The organism is Ferrovibrio terrae, assembly GCF_943371255.1.
Taxonomy (GTDB): Bacteria; Pseudomonadota; Alphaproteobacteria; order Ferrovibrionales; family Ferrovibrionaceae; genus Ferrovibrio; species Ferrovibrio terrae_B.
In genome coordinates this window covers 21,393-29,847 of the sequence record NZ_CALRUC010000050.1, presented here as the reverse complement: position 1 = coordinate 29,847, position 8,455 = coordinate 21,393, and the positions used below count along the sequence as shown (strand labels likewise).

At 64.4% G+C, this 8,455-nt stretch carries 6 protein-coding genes; 4 read left to right on the top strand and 2 right to left on the bottom strand.

Going from position 1 to position 8,455, the window contains the following annotated elements:
* Window positions 1-187: 187 nt before the first annotated feature.
* Together AAG799_RS12220 and AAG799_RS12215 are read right to left on the bottom strand one after the other, a co-directional pair.
* Window positions 188-706 (bottom strand): GNAT family N-acetyltransferase, encoded by a 519-nt coding sequence (locus AAG799_RS12220; RefSeq protein ID WP_341896223.1) that lies wholly within the window; start codon window positions 704-706, stop codon window positions 188-190.
* A gap of 4 nt (window positions 707-710) precedes the next feature.
* Complete coding sequence (locus AAG799_RS12215) at window positions 711-1,658, bottom strand: hydrogen peroxide-inducible genes activator (RefSeq protein ID WP_341896221.1); 948 nt, start codon at window positions 1,656-1,658, stop codon at window positions 711-713.
* Between the two features lie 155 nt (window positions 1,659-1,813).
* Here AAG799_RS12215 and AAG799_RS12210 point away from each other — a divergent pair, with 155 nt between their 5' ends.
* The 4 genes from AAG799_RS12210 (at window position 1,814) to AAG799_RS12195 (ending at window position 8,429) form a co-directional block, all read left to right on the top strand.
* Complete coding sequence (locus AAG799_RS12210; RefSeq protein ID WP_341896219.1) at window positions 1,814-2,353, top strand: peroxiredoxin; 540 nt, start codon at window positions 1,814-1,816, stop codon at window positions 2,351-2,353.
* A 98-nt stretch (window positions 2,354-2,451) separates the two neighbouring features.
* Complete coding sequence (locus AAG799_RS12205) at window positions 2,452-3,018, top strand: carboxymuconolactone decarboxylase family protein (protein WP_341896217.1); 567 nt, start codon at window positions 2,452-2,454, stop codon at window positions 3,016-3,018.
* A 341-nt stretch (window positions 3,019-3,359) separates the two neighbouring features.
* On the top strand, window positions 3,360-5,861 hold the full coding sequence (locus tag AAG799_RS12200; RefSeq protein ID WP_341896215.1) for a methyl-accepting chemotaxis protein: 2,502 nt from the start codon (window positions 3,360-3,362) through the stop codon (window positions 5,859-5,861).
* A gap of 78 nt (window positions 5,862-5,939) precedes the next feature.
* On the top strand, window positions 5,940-8,429 hold the full coding sequence (locus AAG799_RS12195) for a methyl-accepting chemotaxis protein (protein ID WP_341896213.1): 2,490 nt from the start codon (window positions 5,940-5,942) through the stop codon (window positions 8,427-8,429).
* Window positions 8,430-8,455 lie beyond the last annotated feature (26 nt).

The following is an 8,455-nucleotide window of genomic DNA, read 5'->3' as shown; positions in this document are numbered from 1 at the left end:
GCAGGCCGACGCGGGCGCGCAGGCGGATCATGGCATCGGTCGCGAGCCTGTTTTTGACCATGGCTGGATCGACATCTCCCTGGGCGGTTCCCGCCTGGGCTCAGTCTCTCACACTCGGCCGTTGAACGACAAAGGCTTTTGTCCGCGCGACACTCTCATGCCGCACTGCAGTCAGCCCATACTGCCGTCAGCGTTGCGGACGTCCGGGAAACCATGCGGGATCGGCTGCATCGCCCAGGCGGGCGAGGGCCGGCTGGGTCATACGGTAGGGCAGCCATTCGGTCTTATGCTGAATGCCGAGGCGGTGGTAAAATTCGCGCGTCGGATTCCAGTCCAGCACGTTGAGGTCGAGTCGCCGGCAGCCGCGCGCATCGGCAATTGCCGCCAGCGCGGTGATCAGCTGGCGGCCGAGGCCATGGCCGCGCGCACGCTCCAGCACGAAAAGGTCCTCCACGAACAGTCCGGCCCGCCCTTCCCAGGTCGAGTAATTATGGAAGTACAGCGCAAAGCCGACCGGCTCGCCGTCAAGCTCGGCGATCAGCGCCTCGAAGCGCTTTTCGGCACCGAAGCCATCGCGACGGATATCCTCAGCCGTCAGCTTCACGCTGCTCAGCGGCTCCTTCTCGTAAATCGCCAGCGCCTGCACCAGGCTCACGATGGTGTCGGCGTCATCGATGGTGGCGACGCGGATCAGGGTCTTCGGCATGCGGTCAGGCTTTCTTGGCAGGTGATGATGCGTCCGGCTGTCGCCCCTCTGATTGACGCAGGGCTGCAACCAGGGCTTCGCCGAACAGGGTGAATTCCTTGGCGCGCTGCGTGCCACGTCGCCAGGCCAGGCCGATATGGCGCGCGACATCATCGCCCTGCAGCGGCCGCGCCGCCACATCGGTGCCGCGCAGGATACCGGCATCCAACGCCAGTTGCGGCAGCAGGGTGACGCCGAGTCCGCTATCCACCATCTGCACCAATGTGTGCAGCGAGGTGGCGGCGAAACCGTCTCTGCGCGACGACGGCGGCAAGCGGCAAGCGGCGAGTGCATGATCGCGCAGGCAATGGCCGTCTTCCAGCAACAGCAGCTGCGCATCGGCCAGGTCATCCAGCTTCACGGCATTGCGCTTGGCCAGCGGATGATCGTTGCGGCAGGCCAGCAGGAAGTCATCGTCGAACAGCGTCATGGTATCCAGCGCGCCGCCTTCATAGGGCAGGGCGATCAGCAGCAGGTCGAGCTTGCCATTCTGCAATTGCTCGATCAGCCGCGCGGTCAGGTCTTCGCGCAGGAACAGCCGCAGGTCGGGAAAGCGCTTGCGCAGCGACGGCAGCACGCGCGGCAGCAGGAAGGGCGAAATGGTCGGGATCACGCCCAGCCGCAGCGGCCCGCTCAAGGGCACCGCGGCGGCGCGCGCCAGCAGCACCATGTCCTCGGCCTGGCCCAGCAGCTCGCGGGCCCGGCCGGCCAGCTCCTCGCCGAGCGGGGTCAGCACCACTTTGCGTTTTGTGCGGTCGACCAGGGCGGCATCGAGCTGGGTTTCCAGCTCCTGGATGCCGGCAGACAGGGTCGACTGGGTGACGAAACAGGCCTCGGCCGCTTTACCAAAATGGCGGTTTTCCGCCAGGGAAACCAGATATCGCCACTGCCGCAGGGAAGGTGAGCTGATCATGCAGGCTATATAATCGCCTCAGACGATTAATTCTATCGGAATTATCTGTTTGCCGAATAATTAGAACGCATCTAAGTATCACTGCGAGCGGGACAGCACTGACCAGCCCCGCCGCCCCGGACTGCAACCAAGACCAAGTAGAGGAGCGTTTACCCATGCTGACCATCGGCGACAAGTTTCCCGCCTTCAACCTGAAGGCCGTTGTTTCCACCGATCCGAAGAAGGCCTTCACCGACATCTCCAGCGAGTCCGACAAGGGCAAGTGGAAGGTCGTGTTCTTCTGGCCGAAGGACTTCACCTTCGTCTGCCCGACCGAGATTGCCGCCTTCGGCAAGCTCAACGGCGACTTCAATGACCGCGACACCGTCGTCTACGGCGTCTCGACCGATTCCGAGTTTGTCCATCTGGCCTGGCGCAACAACCACGCCGACCTCAAGGATCTGCCGTTCGCCATGCTCGCCGACATCAAGCGCGAGCTGAGCCAGGAGCTCGGCATCCTCGACAAGGCCGAGGGCGTCTGCCTGCGCGCCACCTTCATCGTCGATCCGGAAGGTGTGATCCGCTTCGTCTCGGTGAACGACCTCAGCGTCGGCCGTAACCCCGCCGAAGTGCTGCGCGTGCTCGACGCACTGCAGACCGACGAACTCTGCCCCTGCAACTGGCAGAAGGGCGAAGACGTCCTCAAGGCCGCCTGAGCCTCGCCTAAGGGTTCGCCGTGTCCCACCCCGCTTCATCCCGGGACACGGCGAAAGCCTCCCCAGTCTGACTGCACGATAAGAAAAGGAGCCTCGCTATGAGCCTCGAAAGCCTGAAGACCCGCCTGCCTGACTATGCCCGCGATCTCAAGCTCAACCTGGGTTCGCTCGCCACCGAGCCGGGCCTCACCGAGCAGCAGCGTGCCGGCACCTTCATCGCCTCCGCGCTGGCCTCCCGCGAGCCCAGCGTGATCCAGGCCATCGTCGCCGAATTTGCGCCCAAGCTGTCGCCGGAGGCGTTCGAAGCCGCCAAGGCTGCTGCCGCCATCATGGGCATGAACAACATCTACTACCGCTTCGTCCATCTGATGGGCGAAGGCGTGGCCGAGAACCAGTACAAGACCATGCCCGCCAAGCTGCGCATGAACATCATCGGCAAGCCCGGCGTCGACAAGGTCGATTTCGAATTGTGGTCGCTCGCGGTCTCGGCCGTGAACGGCTGCGGCATGTGCCTCACGGCCCATGAGCATGAGCTGCGCAAGGGCGGCCTCTCGGCCGAACAGGTGCAGGCTGCCGTGCGTATCGCCGCCGTGGTGCATGCAGTGGCGGCGACGCTGGATGGCGAAGTCGCGCTCGCCAGCACGCTGGCAGCCGCCGCCGAATAAATATTTCGCATCCCGTCCGGGCTTCCCGCCCCTCCGCCCGGACGGTTTTCCACGGCTGCCATCGCAAGATGGCAGCCGTTTTCTTTGTCGCTTGGGGCCGCCATCTTGCGATGGCAGCCGGTTTCCTTCCTGCCTGAGCCACATCCCGTCATCGTCAGTATCCGGATAGCAGACAGCGGCACGCCACTTCGCCCTATGCGCGCAGTACCGCACTGCGTCACCAGCGCCCGGTATTAATTCCCGGTAACCTGAGAAAATCACGCTTAGGTCGTGCCCTGAGCTTCGGCTATGGTCCCCGTAATGAAACGGCTCCGGTTCGCGAGCCTGAAGGGGATATCGGTATGCGCATTCGTGCCAGCTTTCTTGTTTTCGTTGCCGTCATCGGCGTCATCGTGCTCGGCTTGGCCGGGCAGATCATCAACGACGCCTATAAAGACCGGCAGAACGCCGTCGTCGCCCGTGGCCTCGCTGCCACGCAGGGCGAGCTGCTGCGCATCGTCGAACTGCTCGGCATCGAGCGCGGCGCCTATAACGCTGCGCTGCGCGATACCAAGACGATGGATGCGAACAACGAGTTCATTGCCAAGCCGCGCAAGACCACCGATGACACCATCGCCGCCGCACTCGCTGCGGCCCAGGCCTCGGGCCATCCCGCCATCGACACCCGCCGTATCCAGGCGATGAAGGCGACGCTGGATGACTGGCGCAAGCGCACCGAAGCCGCCCTGACGAGGCCGATGGCCGAACGCCCTGCCGATGTAATGAACGGCTATGTGCCGGCGCTGACCAAGGTGGTCACCGATACCGTACCACTGCTGAATGCCATCGGTGCAGCAATCAGCCGTGCTGATGAAGATGTTTCCGCGCCGATAGAGCTGGCGCGTCTGGCCGCCGACATGCGTGCCGAGGCCAGCGTGCGCGGCACCACCACGGTGAATGTCGTTGCGTCCGGCAAGCCGATCCCGCCGGCCAGCGCCACTTTGTTGTCTGAGCAGAGCGGCAAGGTCGATGCGATCTGGGCCCGCATCGTCATGAGCCTGGAATCGCTCGATCCGTCGCCCGAGCTGAAGGCAAAGGTCGAGGAAACCCGCAAGGCCTTCTATGAAACCCTGCCGCCGATGTATGCGGCGATCCGTGCCGCCAGCGACAAGGGCGAGCCCTATCCCTTCACCATGGCCGATTTCCGCTCCAAGCAGAATCCGCTGCTCTACACGGCCGGCTATCTGCGCGATGCGGCGATTGCAGATTCCCTGAAGGTGGCCGATGCGCTGATTGCCGAACGCACGCGTCACATGATGATTGAGGCAGGTCTTGCCGGCCTCGGCGTAGTGCTGCTGATTGCCGGTGCGGCCTTCTTCCTGCGCCGTGTGGTCAGCCCGCTGGGCTCGATGACCGTCACCATGACGCGCATCGCTGAAGGCCAGTCGGCAGAAATTGGCTATCGCGCCCGTACGGATGAGATCGGCGATATGGCCAAGGCACTGGGTATTTTCCAGCGCAACGCCGATGAAAAGACCCGCATGGAAGCCGATGAACGCAATCGTGCCGAGGCCGAACGCGCTCGTATGGCCGAGCAGCGCGAGAGCGAGGCGGCGATCAGCCGCGAGATCGCCCAGTTCTGCACCGCCGTGGGCGAGGGCGACGTGTCGCGCCGCATCGATATGGCCGGCAAGGATGGCGTGTTCGCCGACCTGTCGCAGCAGATGAACGGCCTGGCCGATACACTGCAGAATGTGCTGGGCGATCTGGGCCGCGTGCTGCGGGGCCTGAGTCATGGTGACCTGACCGCCACGGCTTCGGGCCAGTACAGAGGCGCTTTCGGCGAACTGGCCGAAGCGGCCCGCGAGACTGTCTCGCAGTTGCGCGATTTCGCCGGCAAGCTGGGCGAAAGCAGCCAGACAGTGCGCACGGCCTCGGCCGAGATTTCCTCGGGATCGCAGGATCTGGCGCAACGCACGGAATCGCAGGCGGCCTCCATCGAGGAAACCGCCGCCTCGATGCATGAGATCACCACCACCGTGAAGCAGAATGCGGATAATGCCCAGGCGGCAAACCAGCTGGCGGTTGCGGCGCGCGACACGGCGGAAAAGGGTGGCAGCGTGGTGGCCAATGCGGTCACGGCAGTGACCCAGATCGAGGAGAGCGCGCGCCGGATTTCCGACATCGTGTCGCTGATCGACGAGATTGCCTTCCAGACCAACCTGCTGGCGCTGAATGCGAGTGTTGAGGCAGCAAGGGCGGGCGAGGCCGGCAAGGGCTTTGCCGTGGTGGCGCAGGAAGTGCGGGCGCTGGCCCAGCGTTCGGCCAATGCGTCCAAGGACATCAAGGCATTGATCACCGAATCCAATGCCCAGGTGAAAACCGGCGCCGCGCTGGTGAACCAGACCGGCGCCTCGCTGACCGAGATTGTCACGGCGATCAAGAAGGTGAGCGATATCGTCGCCGAGATTGCCGCGGCCTCGCGCGAGCAGGCCACCGGCCTGGAGCAGATCAACACCGCCGTGGGCAGCATGGACGAGATGACCCAGCGCAACGGTGCCCTGGTGGAAGAGACTTCGGCTTCGGCGCAGTCGCTGGCCGATCAGGGCCGTCAGCTGGCCGAACTCGTCGGCTTCTTCAAGCTGGGCGGCGGCATGACTGCCGCTGTGCCGGCCGCAGCAAGACCGGCTGCTGCAAAGCCCGTGGCGGTTCCGGCGGCGCGGCCAACACCTGCCGCCGCACCGAAACCGGTTGCCGCGGCACCGAAACCGGCGTCAAAGCCCGCTCCGGCTTCTGCGCCTGCACCCAAACCGGCCCCAAAGCCCGCTGTCGCCGCTGGCGGCGACGACTGGCAGGAATTCTGATCGGGCGCGCGCCGCGCGTTCTTTCGCGAAACGACAGGCCGGCCTGCAAGCCGGCGACATGCTCAGGGAGGATTTCCCATGCGTATCCGTAACAGTTTCATGATCCTCATGCTGCTGATTGCCGTGATTGTGCTCGGCGTGACCGGTGTGATGATCCGCGAAGCCTTTAACGACCGGCAAAGCGCTGTCACGGCACGCGGGCTCGCAGAGATGCAGGGTTCGCTGATGCGTGCCAATGAGCTGATCGGTATTGAACGCGGCGCCGACAATGCTGCACTGTTCGAGGCCAGGATCGGCGATCCGAAATCTGATACCCTTGCCAAGCCGCGTGCCGCCACGGATGAGGCTTTCAAGACCCTGCTGGCTCAGGCGCGCGCGCTGCAGCATCCGGCGATCGACCTGCGGCGGATCGAACAGGCCCAGGCCACGGTGCTCGACTGGCGCAAAAAGGTGGATGCCGCCCTTGCCCGGCCGTTGCCCGAGCGCCCGCAGGATGTGCTGCGCGGCTATGCCCAGGCCTTCATCGATCTGGTCGGCAGCATGACGCCGGCGCTCAATGCCCATGATGCGGCGATCAGCCAGGCCGATTCCGATGTCGCGGCGACTATGGTGCTGGCCCGGCTGGCCGCCGACATGCGTGCCACTGGCAGCGCGCGCGCCACGCCGATGACCAATGTGATCGTTTCAGGCAAGCCGATCCCGCCGGAAGTTTTGCTGCGCTACCACGATTTCAACGGGCGCATCGCCGCGCTGTGGGATCGTGTTACCATGACGATGCAGATGATCAGTGCCTCGCCGGCGCTGAAGGCCGAGGTGGACAAGACCTATCAGGCCTATTTCAAGACCATTCCCGGCATGTATGACGAGATCCTTGCCGGCAGCGACAAGGGTGGTCAATGGCCATTCACGGTCGCCGAGTTTCGTGCCCGTCATAACCCCAATCTCTATTTCGCTGGCTTCCTGCGCGATGCGGCTGTGGCCGAGGCGTTGCGGATCGCCGACGATCTGATTGCCCAGCGCACACAGGCGCTGGTCATCCAGGGAGGTATTATCCTGGCCGCGCTGCTGTTGCTGCTGGGCGGCGCGATCTTTTTCCTGCGCCGCGTGGTCAGTCCGCTGGGCGCGATGACGACGACGATGACGCGCATTGCCGAGGGCCAGGCGGCGCAGATCGGCTATGGCGACCGCAGTGACGAGATCGGCGACATGGCCAAGGCGCTGGGTATCTTCCAGCGCAATGCAGAAGAGAAGACGAGGCTGGAGGCTGACGAGCGTGGCCGCGCCGAGACGGAGCGGCTGCGTATGACCGAACAGCGCGACAGCGAAGCGGCGATCAGCCGCGAGATTTCGCAATTCTGCATTGCCATCGGCGCCGGCGACGTGTCGCGCCGTATCGATCTGGCCGGCAAGGATGGCGTGTTCCGCGATCTGTCGCAGCAGATGAATGGCCTGGCCGATACGCTGCAGGGTGTGCTGGCCGATCTGGGCCGGGTTCTGCGCGGTCTGAGCGAGGGCGATCTCACCACCACGACATCGGGCCAGTATCAGGGCGCCTTCGGCAACCTTGCCGATGCGGCGCGTGAGACCGTGACGCGGCTGCGCGATTTCGCTGCCCGCCTGGGCGAAAGCGCGAATACCGTGCGCGATGCCTCGGGCGAGATTTCCTCAGGATCGCAGGATCTGGCCCAGCGCACGGAATCGCAGGCAGCCAGTATCGAGGAAACCGCAGCCTCGATGCATGAAATCACGGCCACGGTGAAGCAGAATGCGGATAACGCCCAGGCTGCCAACCAGCTGGCAGTCGCGGCCCGTGATACCGCCGAAAAGGGCGGCAGCGTGGTGGCCGATGCGGTGACGGCCGTGACCCAGATCGAGTCCAGTGCGAAGAAGATTTCCGACATCGTCGGCCTGATCGACGAGATCGCTTTCCAGACCAACCTGCTGGCCCTCAATGCCAGCGTGGAGGCAGCGAGAGCAGGTGAGGCCGGCAAGGGCTTTGCCGTGGTGGCGCAGGAGGTGCGTGCCCTGGCGCAGCGTTCGGCCAATGCGTCCAAGGACATCAAGGCGCTGATCCAGGAATCGAACAGCCAGGTCAAAACCGGCGCCGATCTGGTCGGTCGCACCGGTGCCTCGCTGACCGAGATCGTTACCGCGATCAAGAAGGTGAGCGATATCGTCGCCGAGATTGCGGCGGCCTCGCGCGAACAGGCCACCGGCCTGGAGCAGATCAACACCGCCGTGGGCAGCATGGATGAGATGACCCAGCGCAACGGCGCACTGGTGGAACAGACATCGGCCTCGGCGCAAAATCTGGCCAATCAGGCCGGCGAATTGTCCGGTCTGGTCGGCTTCTTCAAGACCGGTGGCGACACGATGGTGCGTTCAGCCGCTGCGCCGGTTGCAGCGGCGAAACCGGCTGTTGTCCGGCCGGTCGCCAAGCCGGCCCTGCGGCCGGTTGTGGCGACGGCCAAGCCGGCTGCAAAACCGGCGCCGAAACCGGTTGCCACACCAAAACCGGCACCGGCACCGGCTGCCGCGGCCGGTGGCGAGGACTGGCAAGAATTCTAGCACCGGAATACCCGCAAAACGGTAAT